The organism is Spirulina sp. LEGE 11439 (assembly GCF_059821285.1).
Genome location: NZ_JCAMRX010000017.1, coordinates 74,452 through 92,125 on the forward strand (window position 1 = coordinate 74,452; position 17,674 = coordinate 92,125).

A 17,674-nucleotide genomic window follows, 5' to 3' on the forward strand; every position below is an offset into this window, starting at 1 on the left:
TTGACCTCCTTAGTTTTTGCCGAGTTAATGGCTTTGTTACTTTTTTTGTACGTTATTTACAATTCTATAACTTTTTCAAACCCTTTCTGAAGAAGGTTGAAATGGGAATAAAGCTTAAGAATTTTTCTGCTTTGCCAAAGGCGCGATCGCTTTCTTTCCTCGATTTCCCGATTCTAGTAGCGATAATGGGCAAAGGCTTTATTGGCTTCAGCCATGCGATGGGTTTCTTCTCGCTTGCGAATGGCACCGCCAGTTTCATTGGCTGCGTCCATAATTTCATTAGCCAATTTAATCGACATTGTTTTGCCCGATCGCGCCCGAGCAAATCTGGACAACCATCGTAAAGCTAAAGTCGTACCGCGATTGGGGCGGACTTCCATGGGAACTTGGTAGGTTGCGCCCCCGACCCGTCTGGCTTTGACTTCGACTAAGGGGGTTAAATTACGAATCGCGGTCTCAAAAACCTCTAAAGGTTCGTTTCCGGTGCGTTCCCCAATAATTTTTAGCGCATCGTAAACAATGCGAGAGGCTAAGGATTTTTTGCCGTGGCTCATGATCCGTTGGATGGTCATGCTCAGCAGGCGGCTATTGTAAACGGGATCGGGGGGAGTAGGACGTTTTTTGACAACCCGGCGACGAGACATTGTTAACTTTATCCTTTGAATTTACAAAATGAATTTACAAGATTTTTAAGTGAATTTTGATTCCTCATTAATCTCAATTCACGAAATGACTTAGCATAATCTAGAAAATGTATTCTTAAGATTATTCTTTTTTAGGCCGTTTTGTTCCGTATTTAGAACGTCCCTGACGGCGATCTTTCACGCCAGTCGTATCTAAAGTTCCGCGAATGATATGATAGCGAACTCCGGGTAAATCTTTAACTCGTCCGCCTCGAATCAAAACCACAGAGTGTTCTTGGAGATTGTGACCGATCCCCGGAATATAAGCTGTCACTTCAAATCCAGAGGTTAGACGAACCCGAGCGACTTTTCGCAGTGCCGAGTTGGGTTTTTTGGGTGTCGTTGTATATACTCTCGTGCAAACCCCGCGACGTTGGGGGCATTCTTTTAATGCTGGCGATTTGGTTTTCTTCTTGGCGACCGAGCGTTCGGTGCGAATGAGTTGCTGAATGGTGGGCATGAGTTATGCGTAAAGCCTTGTTTTTCGTTGATTTTCAGATTGCGTGACAGTCTCCCATAATAGCCAGAATAAAGGAAACGTGTCAAGGATTTTTTTTAATTTTAAGACGCAGGGGAGATTTTTCTCAAATTTGTTTGACGGAGAAAGAATTTCCGCAACTGCAAGTTTTGCTAGCATTGGGGTTATGGAAGCGAAACCCTCCGCCCATTAAATCTTGGGAATAATCGAGTTTGAGTTCGCCAAGAGAGCGATCGCTGCTCTCGTCAATAATAATCGTAATGCCTTCGCTTTCGTAGCGGCGATCGCTTGCTCCTATTGCCTCGGCAAATTCTAAACCATAATAAAATCCCGCACAGCCTCCCGCTTTGACACTTAAGCGGAGTTGACCATCCGGGTTATCGCAGGTCGCTTGCAAGCGACGAATTTCTTTTGCTGCAGCTTGACTTAAAACAATCATTGGTTTGGGTAATGGGTAATCGGTAATGGGTAAATCGTCAATTCAATTACCAAATTCCCATTACCGTTTTAGTTGCGCTTGTAATCGTCTTGGAAGCGAATAATATCATCTTCTCCTAAATATTCCCCATTTTGAATCTCGATGATGACCAAATTGATCGATCCGGGATTCTCTAAGCGATGGGCGGTACATTGAGGAACGTAGGTAGACTGATTGCTGGATAAAATTGAAATATTCTCTCCACAAGTGACTTTGGCGGTACCGGAAACCACGATCCAATGTTCGCTACGGTGATAGTGCATTTGCAGACTCAGGCGATGACCGGGTTTAACTTCGATGCGCTTAATTTTATAACCCGAGCCTTCTTCGAGGACGGTGAAGGAACCCCAAGGGCGTTGAGTGGTTGTATTGTTAACGAGTTCTCGGGCTGTAGGTGTTGCTAAGGAGAGTGTGGGGGTAGGGGAGACTTCTTTAAGCTGAACCATAGTTTTTTCCAGTAGAGAGGCGCGATCGCGGTTTGATGATTTTTCGCTATTTGCTTCTTCTCAACCATAGCAAACCTATTTTTAGAGACGCTAGCCAAAATCCTAAATTTAACCAATATCTAACAACTCTTTACGAAATCCGTCTTTTTCTTAATCAAATTCTTAAGGAGACTTGCGATCGCTACTCTCTGTTGTTCCCATTATGTCGTTTCAGCCGGATATCGGGATTGTCAGGGCGATTGCAGTGTTTTGTTCGCAAATTGAGATTTTTTTCTTTCAGTTCATTTGTGAGTTATGGCGATAGAAGGGAAGTTGCGATCGCTTTTCACGATGTTTTGCATCTTGAAACTTAATCGAACTATTTCAAGAAATACAAAATATTAATTATCGATAATATCAAGATGCAAGCAAAGTTTCAATGCGATCGCTAAATTTAATCTTCTTCAACCCAACTAACTCCGCGATATAGTTCTGCAATTGCAAATTCTAATTCAATACTCTGCAATTGAATCCGATCGCCAGTCTGATAAATTATCGTTTCCCAAGAGTCGTTAAGGTGACGGCGACATTCTACTTGCATTTGCTCTTGGTCGATGAGGATATATTCTTCTAGACTGGCGAGTTTTTGATAATCTGTAAATTTAAGTTCGCGATCGAATGCTTCGGTAGAAGGGGAAAGAACTTCTACAATTAATTTGGGGTAACGTTTGATGTAGCGATCGCCACGATCGCGAGCATCGCAAGTGACAAAAGCATCGGGGTAATAGTAGAAATCATCGGCATAATTCACCTTGATTTCCCCAGCGAAAAACTGGCAACTGCGATCGCGTAAGTATAAGTTAATTAAAGTCAGAAGATTAATACTAATTCGATTGTGATTATCACTCCCTCCTGCCATCGCATAAACCAAGCCGCGTTGATATTCGTGGCGGATATTATTATTTCGTTCTAGATTGAGATAGTCTTGAGGGCTAAAATAAGCAGGTGTCGCAACCATAATGCAATATTAGTTCAATTGCTACAATAATAGCAATTGGACTGTGCATTGGACAATTTTTTTGTTTTCTTTTCTTCAATTCCGAATATAATGAAGAAAAATTGATTTTCCTCAGAAAGCAATGAATGCGGTAACTCTCAATATCAATGCGATCGCTTCTTTCACAGACGAAGAGTTTTTTCAACTCTGTCAGGATAATCGCGATTTAAGACTGGAACGGACGGCAGAAGGAGAATTGATTATTATGCCCCCCACTGGCTGGATTAGCGGCAATCGTAACGGTAAACTCACACAACGTTTGGGCAATTGGACGGATGAAGATGGTATGGGCTTAGCGTTTGACTCTTCGACGGGGTATAAACTCCCTAATGGTGCAGAACGTTCTCCTGATGCGTCATGGGTCAAACGAGAGAGAATTGAAGCTTTGAATTTACGACCCAATCAATTTTTACCGCTTGCTCCCGATTTTGCGATCGAGTTGCGATCTGCGACGGATAGTTTATCGACATTGCAACAAAAGATGCAGGAATATATGAGATGCGGCGTGCTTTTGGGGTGGTTGATCGATCCGCAAAATAATCGCGTGGAAATCTATCGTCAGGATCGAGAGGCTGAGATTTTAGAATCTCCCAGTTGTTTATCTGGAGAGGATGTATTAGTCGGATTTGAATTGAGTTTAAACGGTATTTTAAGCTAATTGTCTTCAGCTAGAGAGACTATTTTCTAAAATAGTTTTGACCTAAAATTAACGAGAATTATTGCTTGTTAAATAAATGCCAATCCCATTATGAACCCGAGCGGCGGTAACGGGAGAGCGATCGACGAGTTGACCTCCCAAATAAAAGGAAGTGGAACTACCACCGTCTAAATTTAACGCATCGATCAGACCCAACCTTAATGCTAAGCGAGCGAGTTCGTTGAGGGTGGGTCCTCTTCCTCCCGGACGATTGTGAATGGCGGCAATAACTAAAGTTCCTTGGCGAGTTGTTCCGATAAGACTGCGAGAGGCGGCTTGACCATTGAAAGCATTACTAAACTTCTCCCCACTTGGGTTGAGAACAATTTGTCCATTTTGTAACAAAAGCGGACCTGCCCCCATAATCTGGGGGTAATTGTCAAAATTGGGCGGTACGGTTTCACTTTCGAGGCGCACTTGCGTCCCAACAGCAAGATCGCGTGGGGACGCACTGTTACCGCGAATCACGAGGAGATAGCCTTCTGAAGGGATGGGAAAGGCTGATTGTCCGGCTTTGGGACTGGGAGTTTGTCGGGTAACGCGATCGCCTTCGACGAGAACAATCGTTTCGTTATCCGTCAGGGGTGTATATTGCGCTCCCCATTCTGAGGTATAGCGGGCAATTCCAGCCTGTAGGTAGCCGCTATTGAGAAAGGGAATAAATAAACGCTGACGAGTTGAGGTGATAATCGTTTCTCGTAGATACAAACGCCCGATCGCAATATTTCCAGTATCATCCCAAGCGATCGCACCTCGATTCAAAATCGGCCCCGAAAACCATTTCCCATCTCGACGCAAGGCACCGAGAGGTAAACGATTATTGCGATTAAAAAAGCCGCCGTTAATCGCTGCAAACGCCTTCCATTGCCGTCCCATGACCACAAGGGGTTCTGTCCCCTGCATCGATCGCGGGTTGCCCCAGATCGGTCTCAGGGCAATATTCGGATCGCGAGGATTGAAGGTTAAGGAGGTGACGGGAAAACGCGCATTTCCCGAAGGGACATATCTTTGCTGCCAAAGCATTCCCGGTGCTAAAACAATATTGCGGTCTTTGAGGACATCGGGGCGCACGTCAACGAGAAGTTGAGGAGGAGAAGCGATCGAAGTGACTTGCAGTTGATTTCCCTCGGACAGATCGACATGAATTTTCGTCCGAAATTCTCCTGTTTCGATCTTGGCATTTAATTTCTCGGCTCGATTTTTGGCAGAGGAGAAGAGTTGGGAGAATAAGGATTGAGAATTGCTACCATTTTCGAGATCGTCGAAGGGAAACTCAGTATAATCGCTGCCTTCTACCATCACCACCCCTTCCCTCGGGTTTTGGCTGACTTGCCAGAAAGTGGGGCGATCTAACGCGATCGCAATTCTTCCCCCTGTCCCTCGATCCTGTTTTTCAATTCCTTGAATGCGGGCGTGAGGAAAATCGATACTTAAAGTATTGCCATTCTCTTGTAGTTGAGAATGACTCGCTGCAAGGATATCGGTAATATCGAGATAGCGATAAGCCTCGAGGAAATGAACGGGTAAGGGTTGAGAGAAATTAAACCAGCGAACGGGTTGAATATTGGGATTTTCCGTATCGAGTAACTCGATCCCCAAAATTGTCATTGCTGCGGTGTCACTCAGTCCCGTTCTCGTCTCTTCGCCATTTTGCCATTGTATCCATGCCCCGGAAAAGGTTTTACCATTGAGAGAGAGGCGATCTCCTTGCTGGAGGGCAGTCGGAGAAAACGCACTTTGCTTGACTTCAACTTCCCTCAATACAGATCGATCGCCAACCTCCACGGGAGAAGTATTGGCGACCAATACGGTAGAAGGGCGATCGCGACTGGGGCGAAATGCCGTGAGAACCATTCTCGCCATTGATAAACTCGACACCAGTAAGGCAAACGTTAGCAAGGCGATCGCGATCGCCAACCCAAAACGCGAAGACATTTTCACCCTTCTCCTGCGCCGATGATGGCGGATTCTGCGATGGCGGTTGCGAGATTCGTTCTGTGGTCTCATACCTTCTTTACCTTAGCGGCCTCAAAGCGATGGACGGAATAGCTCGGCGATCGAAACAAAAATATTAAATATTTGTCAAGTTCAAGCATTCCCCGTGATAATGTTCAGACTAACCTGAATTGAAAAGCAAGCTCGTATTACAATCAAAAGGCTAAGCCTGTAATCTAGGACGAGGAAGTGCGATATAACGTGCAGAACGCGATCGCGGTGACTCTGCGACGGTGAAGGACAACTCGAAACGCTATCTTTTCATTTTCCCTCGATCGTAGGAAGTTAGTCATAGGATTCGTGTTGAGCTTCTACAAGCTAAAAAATGTAGCAGGCTAAGATTAATCGTCTCTCGCCATTTCCCTAGATTCAATTTTATACCGCTCCTCGAGGCTCTATTGTTTGTTTAAGTCAAGTCGTAGTATGCAAAACAGAAACTCTCTATCCGTTGCCGAACATCCCTACCCCGGTCAACCGTGGCTCGTAGAAGAACGGGATGCCTGTGGTGTTGGCTTTATTGCCGATCCTAGCGGCAAAAGAACCCATAAACTTGTCGAACAATCCCTCACGGCTTTGGGATGTCTGGAACATCGAGGGGCGTGCAGTGCCGATCGCAATACGGGAGACGGTTCTGGAGTCATGACCGGAATTCCTCGAGAAGTGTTTCAATCATGGTTCGATGAAAATAATATAACCATGCCCCAGAGCGATCGCTTGGGAGTTGGGATGGTTTTTCTCCCTCAAGATGAAGGAGAGGCGCAAAAAAACCGCGACCATATCGAAGAAGTCGTGCAGGGCGAAAAATTATCAGTCTTAGGATGGCGAGAAGTTCCCATCATTCCAGAGATATTGGGGCGACAGGCCAAGGAAAATTTACCTCGCATCGAGCAAGTAATGGTCGCATCGCCAACCTTAGCAGGAGATGAACTCGATCGCGCTCTCTACATTGCCCGTTCTCGCGTCGGTAAGCGCTTGAGCGATGATTTTTATATCTGTTCTTTTTCTTGTCGGACTATTGTTTATAAAGGCATGGTTCGCGCCGAAATTTTGGGACAGTTTTACAAAGATTTGGCGAACCCCGATTATCAGAGTGCATTTGCCGTTTATCACCGCCGTTTCAGTACCAATACCATGCCCAAATGGTATCTGGCTCAGCCCATGCGCTTGTTAGGGCATAACGGCGAAATTAACACTCTTCTGGGGAATATTAACTGGATGGCAGCGCGGGAAAATAATCTCCGCCTTCCCGGTTGGACTCCAGAAGAATTAGAAGGATTAACGCCGATTGTTAACCCAGAGAATAGCGATTCCTCGAACTTGGATAGTACAATGGAATTGTTGGTGCGGACGGGGCGATCTCCTCTCGAAGCCGCCATGATTCTCGTCCCAGAGGCATATCAGAATCAGCCGGACTTAGACGATCATCCGGAAATTGTCGAATTTTACGACTATTACAGCAGCATTCAAGAACCGTGGGACGGTCCGGCTTTATTGGTATTCAGCGACGGCAAAACTATCGGTGCAACTTTGGATCGCAATGGTTTGCGCCCTGCCCGCTATTTTATTACCAAGGATAATTACATCGTCGTTTCTTCAGAAGCAGGGGTGGTGAACCTGCCGCAAGCAGATATTGTGGAAAGAGGCAGACTGGGACCCGGTCAAACCATTGCGGTTGATTTACAATCCCAAGAAGTGCTGAAAAATTGGCAAATCAAGCAGCGCATTGCCCAACAGCATCCTTATGGAGAGTGGGTGAAAAAGCATCGAGTGCAAATTGCCCCTCAGTCTTTTGCCGAAACGCCGACCTTAGAAGCTACGGAATTATTGCGATCGCAGACGACATTCGGTTACACCGCAGAAGATGTGGATATGATCGTCGTGCCGATGGCAACTCTCGGAAAAGAGCCGACTTTTTGTATGGGGGATGATATTCCTTTAGCCGTATTGTCCGATAAGCCTCGCTTGCTTTACGACTACTTTAAACAACGTTTCGCACAGGTTACAAATCCACCTATCGATCCTTTGCGAGAAAGTTTAGTAATGTCATTGAATATGACATTAGGCGATCGCGGCAATCTCCTAGAAGTTCAACCCGAAAGCGCGAAAGTTCTCAAGATTGAGACTCCGGTTTTAAACAATGCAGAGTTAGAGGAGATTAAAGCCTCTGGGTTTGCCATGACCGAACTTTCGACTCTCTTCGATCTAGCAGCAGGGTTGAATGGGTTAGAAGTTGCTTTGAAAAAATTGTGCGCGGATGCTGCCGAATCAGTGAAAGCCGGTAGCAAGATTCTCATTTTGAGCGATCGCGTTTCAGTTAACAGTAACCAGTTATCAGTTATCGGTGAGGAGAAACTCTATATTCCGCCATTGTTGGCAGTGGGGGCGGTTCATCACCATTTGATTCGCGAAGGATTGCGGTTGCAGGCTTCAATAATCGTGGATACGGCGCAATGTTGGAGTACGCACCATTTTGCTTGTTTGGTAGGCTATGGGGCTTCAGCAGTATGTCCCTATTTAACCCTAGAAACGATTCGCGGTTGGTGGCACAGTCCCAAAACTCAGAAGTTAATGGAGAATGGGCGCGTTCCTCAAATGACAGTAGAAACCGCGCAAATTCAATATCGCAAGGCGATCGAAGCCGGTTTGCTGAAGATTCTCTCTAAGATGGGAATTTCTCTGCTGTCTTCCTATCATGGGGCGCAAATCTTTGAAGCGATCGGCTTAGGAGAAGAAGTCGTTAACCTCAGTTTCAACGGTACGACTTCCCGTTTGGGAGGCATGAATCTCTCGGATCTGGCGAAAGAAGTGAGCGCCTTTCACCATCGCGCTTTTCCCGAACTGGCTGATAAGAAGTTAAAGAATTTCGGCTTTATCAACTACAAACCCGGTGGGGAATATCACATGGGTTCTCCGGAAATGGCGAAGTCCTTACATAAGGCAGTGCGCGGTTTTGAGGAGATGAAGAAGAGTCGCAATCTGACAGCCAACGGTCAAGGAAGTTCTTTGGTTGCCGAGAATTACGACCATTACGAAACTTATTTGAAGTTCTTGGAAGGTCGTCCGGCGACGGCGTTGCGAGATTTACTGGATTTCCAAAGCGATCGCGCATCTATTCCGCTTGAGGAAGTGGAACCCGTCGAAGAAATCGTCAAGCGCTTCTGTACGGGGGCGATGTCCTTGGGATCCCTATCGCGAGAGGCGCATGAAGGGTTAGCGATCGCGATGAACCGTTTGGGCGGAAAATCCAATTCCGGGGAAGGGGGCGAAGATCCTCAACGCTTCCACACCATTAATGATGTCGATGAAAATGGGCATTCTCCCACGTTCCCTCACTTGAAAGGACTGCGAAATGGTGATAGTGCTTCCTCCTTTACCAAGCAAGTCGCTTCGGGGCGTTTTGGTGTCACTCCCGAATACTTGATGAGTGGCAAACAGTTAGAAATTAAGGTGGCGCAGGGGGCAAAACCCGGAGAAGGGGGACAGTTACCCGGTAAAAAAGTCAGTTCTTATATCGCCATGTTGCGGCGGTCTAAAGCAGGTGTTGCATTGATTTCACCCCCTCCTCACCACGATATTTACTCTATTGAAGACCTCGCCCAATTAATTTTTGACCTGCACCAAATCAATCCGAATGCTAAGGTTTCGGTGAAATTGGTGGCAGAAATTGGCATTGGGACGATTGCAGCAGGGGTTGCAAAGGCGAATGCAGATGTGATTCAAATTTCCGGTCACGATGGTGGGACAGGTGCTTCGCCTTTATCTTCCATCAAACACGCAGGAGCTCCTTGGGAATTGGGAGTAACAGAAGTTCACCGAATGCTGATGGAAAATGGCCTGCGCGATCGCGTGCTATTGCGTGCGGATGGCGGTCTGAAAACGGGCTACGATGTCCTCATGGCAGCGTTAATGGGGGCGGAAGAGTACGGCTTTGGTTCTGTGGCTATGGTGGCAGAAGGCTGCATTATGGCGCGGGTTTGCCATACCAATCAATGTCCCGTGGGAGTCGCGACGCAGCAAGAACGACTTCGCAAGCGCTTCCCCGGGACTCCGGATCACGTGGTGAATTTCTTCTTGTTTGTCGCGGAAGAGGTGCGGCAATTATTGGCAAAATTGGGCTATCGCAGCTTATTGGAGGTCATCGGGCGTTCTAATTTACTGAAGGTGCGAGATAAGCAAGTCACTAAAACCAAGGGACTTAATTTAACCTGTTTCACGCTTCCTCCCGTCACTGAAGATCGTTCGTTCTTACAACGCGAACCCGTTCACGGTAATGGGGCTGTTTTGGACGATCGCCTGTTAAAAGATGCAGAGATTGCGAATGCGATCGCCAATCAAGGGGCGGTAACGAAGGAGATTGAGATTGTCAACACCGATCGCGCAACTGGGGCGCGGATCGCGGGACAAATCGCCAAACGCTACGGTAATGCTGGCTTTGAGGGTCAATTGAATTTGAACTTTAAGGGCGCTGCGGGTCAGAGTTTCGGGGCGTTTAATTTACCGGGAATGATTCTGCGCTTATCCGGGGTCGCTAATGACTACGTGGGTAAGGGAATGCACGGCGGCGAGATTATTCTCACTCCTCCTCCTGAAGCCACTTACGACCCTTCCGAGAATGCGATCGTGGGCAATACCTGCTTATATGGTTCCACAGGCGGCACGTTATACGCCAATGGACGGGCGGGAGAGCGTTTTGCGGTGCGGAATTCTAAGGGTGTCGCGGTGATAGAAGGTGCCGGCGATCACTGTTGTGAATATATGACCGGTGGGGTGATTGTGGCGATCGGTTCTGTGGGTCGCAATGTTGGTGCTGGGATGACGGGAGGTTTAGGCTATTTCCTCGATGAGGATGGCAAGTTTGCCGCCCGGGTCAACCCGGAGATCGTCTCAATTCAGCGCGTGACAACTCCCGCAGGTGAGGCACAGTTGAAAGGGTTGATTTCTGCCCATGCAGAACGAACCGGAAGTGCGAAGGCTAAGGCTATTCTGGCGAACTGGTCGGAGTATTTGGGCAAGTTCTGGCAAGTAGTGCCGCCTTCGGAGGCTGATACGCCGGAAGCGAGTGTTGTGGCGAGTGAGGAAAAAGCACTTTCTTCTGTTTGATGGGTTAGTTGATTAAAACAGTTATAGGTTGGAAAATAACCAGCCTATAACTGTTACTTCAATTTTTGTTTTATAAGATTGGAAACAGCTAATTTTTATATCCTGTATTGCAGTATGGATGAGTAATTTGACCATTATCTACATTCGCAAGTCCACCATCTTCTTTACGTTGTATATGATCGATTGAAGTAGAATTGCAGTGAATGAGTCCACCACAAATTTTGCATAATAGTTCTTTCTCTAGAGCTTCTCTGATATAAATTTCACTTTTTTTACCCGTATTAAAATCTTTTTTAGATGAAGGAGTTGGCTGATTTGTTGAACTATAATCCTTAAGATAATTAAAATCATCAGATTCTATCAATTTCTCTATTACTTCCTCAAATTTGATGTCTAATTTCAAAGATTCAACTATTTTCTGGAAAAAGAGTGATATCTTGTTGGACGCTTTTCGCATATCATTGTGTTTATAATAGATTTCTTGAATTAAAGTCCCATTTTCTATTAAGAGCTTTTCAAATTGCTCTCGAACATCAATAAAAATGTTTATTTTTTTGCGTTTCTCCAATTCCATGACAAAATCAACAATAGACAAAAACCACACAGTCCTATATCGTCCTTGTTTTGAGTAAAAATACACTAAAGGATGTAATCCCAAGGAAGAAGAATGATTACTGTTTAATCTTCGAGCAATTTTTCGAATATTTATTAAAAATTGAATTGTTTTTTCTCCTGTGTCATCATCATCAAGATTTTTACTATCGATCTGATTAACAATATTAACGAATTCTACAACAGGTGGTAGCATCTGACTAATTTTTCCACATATAGGTATATCAGATATTTTAATTGGAGTTTTTAATGGTGGTTCAAAAAGAATCGTATGGATTTCTTGTGCAAGTTCTTGAATTTTGTTTTGTTTTTCTTCTGGAAAGTTTGACCAGTATTTATGTCCTTTTCCTGCTCCAATGATTGCTCGTGCCGCGATGCCACTAGGTTTCCTGCGAGCTTGTATAAGTTTAAGCTCAGTTTTATCAATTGGTGTAGCATGTTGGTTTATTTTTTGAAAGGAGCTTTCGGCTTTGCTTGCATCACCCTCTACCCATTGAAGTTGGATCGCTAAAGCTCCCAAATTTTTAGCATACTGAACGATTTTTGGTTTCACTTTATCAGGTCGTGTAATAGCTAATCTGAAATCTTCGTATGAACCAATTGTTTTATTAACAAGTGTTCGAGTTTTATTAGCAATGTTTATTTGTTCTTCTGGAATTAATCCATCATAAAAATTCTTTGACGTATTTCCATCACCATAATCATCATTAACCCAAGCAGATAGAGAGCTTAATCGATGACTACCATCAATAACAAACAAATAGCCACATTTACTTTGCCATAAAATAATTGCTGGTATTAAGTCTCCTTCCACAAAACTTTGAATAAAATCACAAACTCGCTTTGAATCCCATTCATTTGTTTCTCTTTGAAAATCAGGTTTACAAACATAAGTAAAGAAAAATGAATCTTGTTTTATATCTTCTATAGCGATTGCACTTTTTTTATGTCCTGAACTAACAGGACTATCTATTTCAAAATCTTCTCGTCTAATTAGAGCATCTAAATTGACTTTTTTGGATTTAGACATAATCAGGTATCATTAACAATAACTTGAGATTATAACACAAGTTAAAACAAAAAGAGAAGCTGATTTATAAATTTTCACATATCTTTCTCGATTCTAGAAACTTTAGCACTGTCCGATAATGCAGCGTTAAATCAAATCTTAACCGAAGTAGAGGAAAGAATACAAAAAACAGGAGGAATTAAACATGATAATTTTTGGCGATCGCACTCCTGAAAAATAAAATTAAGTCTCTCGTGGAAATGCGATCGCGTAGATGTGTCAGAATGGGAGAGCGCGATCGCAACAAATCCAAACTGAGAAAGTGATGAATGAGATAAAAATCGATCGCCTTTTATATCTTGCAATTTCCCAAGATGCTTTCAACAGTATTTTTACGATAGAATTAGGACAAATTCTACTTAGAAATCAAGTCCTTCGCTTAATTGTTTTCGATCCAGAACAGGAGGAAATTCTTCAATGGATACCACAATAAAATACAAAGAAATTATTAAAAATATCTTACGAGAACACGCTGAATTCCGAGATTCTATTCCCGATCGCTATCATTCTCATGTTCTATTTGATGACGAAAGAGGGCGCTATTTAGTCTTAGATATCGGTTGGAGCGATCGCAAATACTTACACGCAACACCCATTCACATCGATCTGATTAACGATAAAATCTGGATTCAATATGATGATACAGAAGAAGGAGTCGCAACGGATCTAATAGAAGCCGGAATTCCCAAACAAGATATTGTTCTCGGTTTTCGCCATCCTAAAATAAGAGAACATACAGGGTTTGCGGTGAGTTAAGGTAATTAAAAGAAGCGATCGCACTAACATAAAAAAAAGTAACAAACCCTTGACTTTCGAGAAATTTTGCAATGCGATCCCGTAGATCTGTCAGAATAGGAAAGCACGATCGCCTAATCATCCTCAAAGTCTGTCAATAACTCCTCTAAATCTTCATAATCATAGGGAGGACGCTTACGAACAGCTAAAATATCAATAATTTTCTCAGTTTCCGCGATCCTGTAGATGTGTCAAAATAGGGAAAGAATGCGATAGAGGTCAATGAAATGTCACCCAAACTCACGATCGAACCCTCCTACTGGTTGGGAGAAGGCATTACTCTAGAAACCGTTAAAGGATACAAACTCTTTAAATTTACCGAAGAACTGCAAACTCGCTCTGACGAACTGCTAGAACGAAATAAACTGGGAAACCTAACAGCAGAAGAAAAAGCCGAATTAAATGGTATAAATGAGCTTGCACAGATATTTACCTATGCAAACTCCCTCCTCGCAGCAGAAACCCATACAATCCAATGGTCTCAAAATCCAACCGAGAATTTGTCAGAAAACGGGCAAAAGAACGGTGTGAATATTGCCATTCCCCAGAATTCATAAGCACCGATCGCTTTACCATCGATCATATTATCCCTCAATCTCGTGACGGTTCTGACGATTTGGATAATTTAGCATTATGCTGTCGTCGATGTAACGAGCGTCGTTATAATTTTACAGCAGGAATTGATCCAGATACCCAACAAGAAGTCTCTCTTTTCAATCCTCGCACGCAGAAATGGTCGGAACATTTCATTTGGTCGTCAGATAGTCTAACAATTATAGGACATACTCCCATCGGTCGAGCCACCTGCGATCGCCTCGATTTTAATGATGAACGTCATGCTAATAAATTTATTCAAAGATCGAGACAATTTTGGCTGCAAATTGCTTGTCATCCTCCCCAAGAAGATCCAAAACAATCAAATACTCTTAACAAAAGCGATCGCTAGAATAATAAAATTAAGTCTCTCATAGGAGATGCGATCGCACTACCATAAAGAATAAGGAACAAACTCTTGACTTTCGATAAATTTGGCAAGGCGATTGCGATCCTTTAAATATGCCAAAATAGAAAAAAGCGATCCAAGTTGCCAGTTTAGACAACAGTGACACAAATAATGCAGCATTAAATCAAATCCTAACCGAAGCAGAGGAAAGAATTCAAAAAACGGGAGGAATTAAACATGATGACTTTTGGCGATCGCTAAAATAATAAAATTAAGTCTCTCATGGGAAGTGCGATCGCACGGTTTTAACTAAAAATAGTTTGTAACGTCTTTTTTAGTTCCAAGCGATCGCTATTCTCTAACTTTCCCAACTTCCTCAATATCAAACTTTTTTCCACAGTCATTACAACCGGTTTAATCATTGAAGGTTTAAGTAAACCTGCTGCACTCCAATCATTAACCGGAATCTCTCCTAAAATGAGCGTACTTTTCACTTGGCTAGTGATTGCCATTGCGATTAAATCGATATGAATTTGATTATACATATCAGAACTGATAACAACAGCCGGACGCTTTTTGATAGTCGTTTGATCGGTGAAAGGAAACGGGACGAGTATAACATCACCAAATTTATAAATTGTCATATTCTGCATCCTCAGAATTTTCCCAGATTCTTACCAACGAATTTTCTGAGAGTGTCATTGCAGAAAGCACTAATAATCGTTTTTCTCTTTGCACTAACAATTCATCAATAAGTTGTTCGACAACCTCAACCTGTTCTTGAGGTAAACGACGTAGTTTTTCCAATAAAACTGATTCTGAATTTGTCATCTTTACTCTCCCTGCATTCAGTATTGCATCTTTTAATTTTACCGTATCCTGCGATCGCACTTAATAATCAATGAAGTCTCTCATGGGAGATGCGATCGCGATTCTGTAAATGTGCCAGAATAGAAAAAAGCGATCGCAAATTCTCTTATTCTTCTTGTAATTCAAAATCCACTCTTGCATAAAACTCTCTCAACTCAACTTGAAACTTTACTGACTCCAAAACCAGAACGGAATCTTCCTTTGTGTATTCTGTTAAAACCCATTTTCCTTCTCTATTTTTAACAAATTGCTTGACATGAAATCGGTATTGGTCAATCAGAATATATTCTTCAAACTCTGGAATTGAACGATAATAGTCAAACTTATCTCCTTGGTCGTAATTTCTAGTTGACTTTGATAATACTTCGACAATAATTGCAGGATTTACAATTGTTGTTTTTCCTTTTCCTTCATAAATAGGTTGTCCTTTAACTACCATTGCATCGGGATAAGTGTATTGGCGAAAGCGCGTAATCCATAAACGAACATCTCCCGAAAAAATTTCAGCGTTTTGTTGACGTAATGCTAAATTCAAAAATGTGCAGAAATCAAGAGTCAGCCGATTATGATTGGTCGTGCCTCCTGCCATTGGTAAAATGCTCCCATCTCGGTATTCACTGCGATAATCTGCCTTTTCTTCTAATTCTAAATACTCTTCGGGAGTATAGTACCGGGGTTTAGTTTGTACTTGCATAGAATTTGTCTCCAGAGTATAAAATCAATTGTATCGTATTTGTGTTTTGCGATCGCACTTAATCATAAAATGAAATCTCTCATGAGACATGCGATCGTTTGCCATGCAGAAAAGTAACAGACTCTTGACTTTCGAGAAATTTGGAAAAGCGATCGCGTAGATATGTCAGAATGGGAGGAGAATGCGATCCCGTCGTCTGAAACAAAACAAACAACTCGAAAAGCAGGAGGTAAAAATGACAGCACAATTACTCCGCAAGAAATTTACCGTCAGTGAATTTTGTAAAATGGCAGAAACGGGAATTTTCAGCGATGGCGATAATATTGAATTAATTGAGGGAGAGATTGTTGAAATGGGGAAAATTGGCAGACGACATGCTGCTTATTGCGATCGCTTAAACGACTTGTTTCGCGATAAATTTGCAAAACAAGTTCTCATTCGCGCTCAAAGTCCCATAGAATTAAACAATCTATCTCAACCTCAACCCGATCTAGCTTTACTACGACGCAGAGAAGATTACTACGAATCCGGACATCCTCAGCCTCATGATATCTTTTTATTAGTGGAAATAGCCGATACAACCATAGACAGCGACAGAGAAATTAAAATTCCCCTCTATGGCAGAAATAATATTCTCGAAACATGGTTAATCGACATTAACGAACAATGTCTTGAAGTTTATCGCGATCCGAGTTCTCAAGGCTATCAAAGCACCCAAAAACTTCGACGAGGACAACGTATTACAAGTTTAATATTTCCTGAAATAGCAATTGAAATTAATGAAATCATGGGATAAAAATTCCACCTCTATTAAGAAAATAAACAAACTCTTGCGTTTTGCATAATAACGATTTTTTTCGAGAAATCCTGATTTTAATTTCGTCATTTTCAATTTCTTTTAATTGATATTTAAAAGACCATATCTTATTATCTTCTTTCTAATTTCGGTAAAACCCGATCGCACCAAAATAAAGTCCCTGAAGCAACACAAATTGGCACAGTTAAAAGATTAACAAAAGGAATGCTCACTAATCCCCAACAGACAAAACTAAAACTTGCACTTGCAGGAAAAGTTCTCAAGAGAATCCCTAGTTTTTGACGAAATTTAAGGCGACGACGCTCAGAAGGACCGTCCAAAAAATCTAATCCTACAATTGCTGCGGTCAGTGCAATCCACAGCAATCCTATTGCCAGCGAACCTACCCAAGGCACTAAATTCAGAACTAATAAAGGAAGGGCGATCGCTAACCAAAAAAACAACTTTTTAAGCTCAAACAAAATTGCTCGCCAAAGGTCGAGGACAAGTCCAACTTCTACGATTTTGGCTTCTCCCAAGCGGAACTTTTCCATTTCCTCCGAGAGTTTTCCATACCACGGTGCACCTAAAAGCGTACCAAATTGTAGTAAGATAAAACCTGTCACTAAAAATAAAATTGCTAATAAAATAAAGCGCAAGATATAAGCAAAACCAAAAACCAGATCGTCAAGGAATCCCAACCAAGCAGGCAAAGTGACAATTAAGCGATCGATCCTCGCATCAATGCTTAATGTTAGCGCATCTAAGCCGTTCCAAGCTGGAAATAAAAGACTCCCATAGAGTACAATACCGACAAGGATATTAATCGCAACTGGAATAATGAGAAAGCGCAGAAGAGAAGGCGATCGCCAAAAAATCTTCAATGCACGAAAAGGATAAGTTGTTCCGGCAATTAATCCACAAACCATAATTCTGATGAGCTTTATCGTAAGGTTGCTTTACTAGAAGTTTTTAATTAGAA

Annotated in this window: 18 protein-coding genes; 7 read left to right on the forward strand and 11 right to left on the reverse strand. The window is 42.8% G+C overall.

What is annotated here, in order from left to right; genetic code table 11:
* Window positions 1-173 precede the first annotated feature (173 nt).
* The 5 genes from rpsG to AC6RV6_RS13680 all read right to left on the reverse strand — a co-directional run bounded on the left by rpsG (window position 174) and on the right by AC6RV6_RS13680 (window position 3,082).
* Window positions 174-644 (reverse strand): 30S ribosomal protein S7, encoded by a 471-nt coding sequence (gene rpsG / locus AC6RV6_RS13660; protein ID WP_500241405.1) that lies wholly within the window; start codon window positions 642-644, stop codon window positions 174-176.
* Window positions 645-765: 121 nt separating this feature from the next.
* Window positions 766-1,143 carry a 30S ribosomal protein S12 gene (gene rpsL, locus AC6RV6_RS13665; protein ID WP_500241406.1) on the reverse strand — a complete coding sequence of 126 codons (378 nt, stop codon included), beginning with the start codon at window positions 1,141-1,143 and terminating at the stop codon, window positions 766-768.
* A gap of 124 nt (window positions 1,144-1,267) precedes the next feature.
* Entirely contained in the window at window positions 1,268-1,600 is a 333-nt protein-coding gene (locus AC6RV6_RS13670; protein ID WP_500241407.1) for a HesB/IscA family protein, read from the reverse strand.
* A gap of 68 nt (window positions 1,601-1,668) precedes the next feature.
* Window positions 1,669-2,085: a phosphomannose isomerase type II C-terminal cupin domain gene (locus tag AC6RV6_RS13675; protein WP_500241408.1), complete on the reverse strand. Its 417-nt coding sequence runs from the start codon at window positions 2,083-2,085 to the stop codon at window positions 1,669-1,671.
* Window positions 2,086-2,518: 433 nt separating this feature from the next.
* Window positions 2,519-3,082 carry a Uma2 family endonuclease gene (locus AC6RV6_RS13680; RefSeq protein WP_500241409.1) on the reverse strand — a complete coding sequence of 188 codons (564 nt, stop codon included), beginning with the start codon at window positions 3,080-3,082 and terminating at the stop codon, window positions 2,519-2,521.
* A 121-nt stretch (window positions 3,083-3,203) separates the two neighbouring features.
* Here AC6RV6_RS13680 and AC6RV6_RS13685 point away from each other — a divergent pair, with 121 nt between their 5' ends.
* The gene (locus tag AC6RV6_RS13685; RefSeq protein ID WP_500241410.1) at window positions 3,204-3,779 is read left to right on the forward strand and encodes a Uma2 family endonuclease; all 576 of its coding nucleotides are present in this window, start codon (window positions 3,204-3,206) and stop codon (window positions 3,777-3,779) included.
* Between the two features lie 48 nt (window positions 3,780-3,827).
* Here the strand turns inward: AC6RV6_RS13685 and AC6RV6_RS13690 are convergent, their stop codons facing one another.
* The gene (locus AC6RV6_RS13690) at window positions 3,828-5,753 is read right to left on the reverse strand and encodes a phosphodiester glycosidase family protein (RefSeq protein WP_500241411.1); all 1,926 of its coding nucleotides are present in this window, start codon (window positions 5,751-5,753) and stop codon (window positions 3,828-3,830) included.
* Between the two features lie 483 nt (window positions 5,754-6,236).
* Between AC6RV6_RS13690 and AC6RV6_RS13695 the strand changes: the two genes are divergently transcribed.
* Window positions 6,237-10,913: a glutamate synthase-related protein gene (locus AC6RV6_RS13695; RefSeq protein WP_500241412.1), complete on the forward strand. Its 4,677-nt coding sequence runs from the start codon at window positions 6,237-6,239 to the stop codon at window positions 10,911-10,913.
* A gap of 88 nt (window positions 10,914-11,001) precedes the next feature.
* On the opposite strand, the gene AC6RV6_RS13700 is transcribed toward AC6RV6_RS13695, so the two are convergent.
* Entirely contained in the window at window positions 11,002-12,555 is a 1,554-nt protein-coding gene (locus tag AC6RV6_RS13700; protein WP_500241413.1) for a GmrSD restriction endonuclease domain-containing protein, read from the reverse strand.
* 253 nt (window positions 12,556-12,808) lie between these two features.
* On the opposite strand from AC6RV6_RS13700, the gene AC6RV6_RS13705 reads away from it, so the two are divergent.
* The 4 genes from AC6RV6_RS13705 to AC6RV6_RS13720 all read left to right on the forward strand — a co-directional run bounded on the left by AC6RV6_RS13705 (window position 12,809) and on the right by AC6RV6_RS13720 (window position 14,335).
* Entirely contained in the window at window positions 12,809-13,027 is a 219-nt protein-coding gene (locus AC6RV6_RS13705) for an element excision factor XisH family protein (RefSeq protein ID WP_500241414.1), read from the forward strand.
* Window positions 13,012-13,350: a XisI protein gene (locus tag AC6RV6_RS13710; protein ID WP_204103481.1), complete on the forward strand. Its 339-nt coding sequence runs from the start codon at window positions 13,012-13,014 to the stop codon at window positions 13,348-13,350. The genes AC6RV6_RS13705 and AC6RV6_RS13710 overlap by 16 nt, the downstream gene beginning before the upstream one ends.
* Before the next feature lie 266 nt (window positions 13,351-13,616).
* A complete protein-coding gene (locus tag AC6RV6_RS13715) occupies window positions 13,617-13,946 on the forward strand; it encodes a hypothetical protein (protein WP_500241415.1) in 330 nt (109 codons plus the stop codon).
* Window positions 13,865-14,335: an HNH endonuclease gene (locus AC6RV6_RS13720; RefSeq protein ID WP_500241416.1), complete on the forward strand. Its 471-nt coding sequence runs from the start codon at window positions 13,865-13,867 to the stop codon at window positions 14,333-14,335. The genes AC6RV6_RS13715 and AC6RV6_RS13720 overlap by 82 nt, the downstream gene beginning before the upstream one ends.
* 302 nt (window positions 14,336-14,637) lie before the next feature.
* Here the strand turns inward: AC6RV6_RS13720 and AC6RV6_RS13725 are convergent, their stop codons facing one another.
* From AC6RV6_RS13725 to AC6RV6_RS13735, 3 genes are all read right to left on the reverse strand, one after another.
* Window positions 14,638-14,976: a type II toxin-antitoxin system PemK/MazF family toxin gene (locus AC6RV6_RS13725; protein ID WP_500241417.1), complete on the reverse strand. Its 339-nt coding sequence runs from the start codon at window positions 14,974-14,976 to the stop codon at window positions 14,638-14,640.
* Window positions 14,963-15,163, reverse strand: coding sequence for a toxin-antitoxin system, antitoxin component, Xre family protein (locus AC6RV6_RS13730; protein ID WP_500241418.1), 201 nt, complete (start codon window positions 15,161-15,163; stop codon window positions 14,963-14,965). The genes AC6RV6_RS13725 and AC6RV6_RS13730 overlap by 14 nt, the downstream gene beginning before the upstream one ends.
* Window positions 15,164-15,308: 145 nt before the next feature.
* A complete protein-coding gene (locus tag AC6RV6_RS13735; RefSeq protein WP_500241419.1) occupies window positions 15,309-15,896 on the reverse strand; it encodes a Uma2 family endonuclease in 588 nt (195 codons plus the stop codon).
* A gap of 181 nt (window positions 15,897-16,077) precedes the next feature.
* On the opposite strand from AC6RV6_RS13735, the gene AC6RV6_RS13740 reads away from it, so the two are divergent.
* Window positions 16,078-16,692 carry a Uma2 family endonuclease gene (locus AC6RV6_RS13740; protein ID WP_500241420.1) on the forward strand — a complete coding sequence of 205 codons (615 nt, stop codon included), beginning with the start codon at window positions 16,078-16,080 and terminating at the stop codon, window positions 16,690-16,692.
* A gap of 131 nt (window positions 16,693-16,823) precedes the next feature.
* Here AC6RV6_RS13740 and AC6RV6_RS13745 read toward each other — a convergent pair whose 3' ends face one another.
* Window positions 16,824-17,621, reverse strand: a complete 798-nt coding sequence (locus tag AC6RV6_RS13745) for an EI24 domain-containing protein (RefSeq protein ID WP_500241421.1) — start codon at window positions 17,619-17,621, stop codon at window positions 16,824-16,826.
* Window positions 17,622-17,674: the final 53 nt, after the last annotated feature.